Consider the following 2,673-nt stretch of genomic DNA (forward strand, 5'->3'; position numbering starts at 1 on the left):
TTTCTTTTAATTTCTCCCCAATAGTAATCGGTTAAATTATAGCGTTGCAAGGCTACATCATATTTTTCGTTACCCTCAGAAAATGCCGCTCCATGTGCATGAATGTAAGTTACTAAACTGATGTTTTCTGTTCCAAATACCACCGCTAACATCTTGTATCTTATTGCTTGGTGTTCATCACCATCGCCTAAGAATTCTTTAAGTTTTACTCTTCTTTCTTTTGCCTTGAAGAATTCAAGATGTTCGGTTACCAATTCTTTCAAATGATAGCCTAAACCCATTTCTTGAAGGAACATGGCTTCTTGGTCGGTATTAAATATTTGATGTGCCAATTCCATATCTAATAACCAATTGTCTTCATTGGCTGGTTTGGCTCCAGTAAAATAGAGCAAAAAATTTCCTTCCGGTGCCTGTTTGTTGATGAGGTGTTTTATCTCAAACTCATTACCCTGAACATATATTTTTTTTGCCTCCAGGAAGTTGAGTTCCTGATATTGTTCTACTAATTCTTCTTTTTCATCATACCAAAAGATAACACGATGTTTTTCGAATAGTTTATTGAGTGCTTCTTCTATTTTATTCATTGTTTTTCTAAGCTTTTAGATTTTAGAGCTTAGCTTTTAGCCTAATAACTAACTCCTAATTTCTAATATTTACCTGCTGGCGTTTTTCTCTGTATTTTATTTTTTAAACTTTCTGTTCAAATAGTTCAATACTGTCTGTGCTGAATTAACAACAAACATTGCTTCGTCTTCTTCTAATAATTCCTCGTTTGGATGTGATAAACTTGCTTTATTTCTGATAGGATTTAATTTGTCAAGAGTATTACTGAATGAATTAATTATATGGTCAATGTCATTTTGTCTTGGTCCGCCTAATTGCAATTTAGGATGACTTGCTTTCAGTTTCTTAAAAACTTGCGTTAAATTTTCATCGTCAGTCAAGGTTATTTTTTCTTGTTTGCAAACTTCTTTAAGGTAACCGTGCAATGCTGTGTGAATTCTGTCAACACTACTTGTTGCACCATTTGTCTCTAAAAGTATTTTGGTGTCTTGAATTGCTCTTTCAACGGTCTCATTTGTGACAACTAATTGCTCAGAAGCAACCGCTTGTCCAACCTCAAGCCTTCTAATGAAACCTTCAATTTCTGTCGCTATTCGTAGTTTCACTTCTCTATCTTCCTCAGGAAAAAAATTAACGGGATATTTTTTAAGAACTCCTTTTAAAATTTTTGCTTGAGTTAAAGTGTCTGCTTTTTCGAGTATAGTTAAAAACCGCTGTCTTGTTGTTCCTTCATAAGCGGATGGTGAAATATTTATGTCGCAAAAATACAGATAAAATTCCTCGTGTGTTCTATATGAAAAGTCGCCAAGATAACCACCATTAACTCCAATATAGGAATTTGTTACCATATAAATTTCTGGTCTTGTCAACATATTGTTTGTTTGAATTTGTTTAGTTTCTATTGTTTGCTACGTTAGCAGGAAACCAATTGCTAATATCTAAGAGCAATTACCTAATATCGTCCTTATTTATCCAATCAAAAGCTATTACTTTCTTTTTAGTGGCTTTATCATTCAGCCCTTTTACTTCTTTTATTGCACTGCCAAATTTATTGTAATTAACCAAGACGCCTTCATCTAAATCGATGTTGATACGCTGGGTTGCTAGAGGATACAAGATTTCTCTTTCGTACTCTTTTAACTCTAACAATACCAATTTAAGTTTGTCCTTTTCTTTGGAGGCTTTGGTTTGCTCTGTTGATGAACCGGAAACTATCAAATGGTCTAAATGTTCGCTATGTGTATTTAGTTTTTCCCGGTACTCGATGAGGTAACCGTTTAGTATATTGTTTAGCGTATCCGATGAATAGCGATGCATGTAGATTAACACATTAAATGAACTTTTTGGAGAAGAGAACATCCAGTAAATGGGTCTTTTCTTGTAGCGTTTGATATGGTCGTTGTAAAAATCCTTTACAAAGTATTTGCGAACGGGTGCACCCAAACATTCTTCTACAAAAGCCAAGTTTTTATCAAAATTGGCTGTGCCAAAACTGGCTTTTAAGAAAGCGTAAAAACGCCCCACAATGTCATCTTCAAACCATTCGTCATCAAGTACGGGAATAATATTGTCTCCATCGGGAAGGAACGACACTTCGACTTCGCTCAGTGCTACTTTTTCTAGATAATCCTCCAATGTTTCGCCTTGGTTGGCAAGGACTAGGCCTTCCTTGTCTAAGGAATACCGTCCAAACATGCAACCCACGGCGTAACTCATAAATTGAGCAAAGACCTCTGTTTCTTTAAAAACCAATTGCCCGTTTCGAATTATGGTTTCTTCTTTTAGAATGGTAATATCTTCCGATGGAACTTCGGGTCTCAATTCCTCCTGTAATCCATATATTTCTATAAACTGACTGTTAAGTTCTTCTTCATTTCTATGGAGTTGAATGAATTTATTTTTCCAGTAGTATTGGTATAAATCATAGGTTTCTTCCAGATCTTGAGCTTTGACACGAATGAGTTCGTTTTGGAGGAAACCCCATGAGATTTCTTTACTATTCCATTCGGATGATGATATTTCTACATTTTGAATCGATAATTGACTTAATTTATGATTTTCTTGGTTAAATAGGTTTTTATGTGTAGGAAATTTATTTATTACCCCTAC

General features: G+C 34.8%; 2 protein-coding genes and 1 pseudogene. All 3 read right to left on the bottom strand.

Features of this window, described 5'->3' with window-relative positions; translation table 11 throughout:
* The coding region (locus B2145_RS02275) for a hypothetical protein (RefSeq protein WP_291097681.1) at window positions 1–584 on the bottom strand (584 nt) is incomplete at its 3' end.
* 96 nt (window positions 585–680) lie between these two features.
* A complete protein-coding gene (locus B2145_RS02280) occupies window positions 681–1,436 on the bottom strand; it encodes an abortive infection family protein (RefSeq protein WP_291097683.1) in 756 nt (251 codons plus the stop codon).
* Window positions 1,437–1,512: 76 nt separating this feature from the next.
* Window positions 1,513–2,673: pseudogene (locus B2145_RS02285) on the bottom strand (class I SAM-dependent DNA methyltransferase); the annotation flags it as partial.

Source organism: Flavobacterium sp. UBA5153 (assembly GCA_002413745.1).
In the GTDB taxonomy this organism is placed as follows: Bacteria; Bacteroidota; Bacteroidia; order Flavobacteriales; family Flavobacteriaceae; genus Flavobacterium.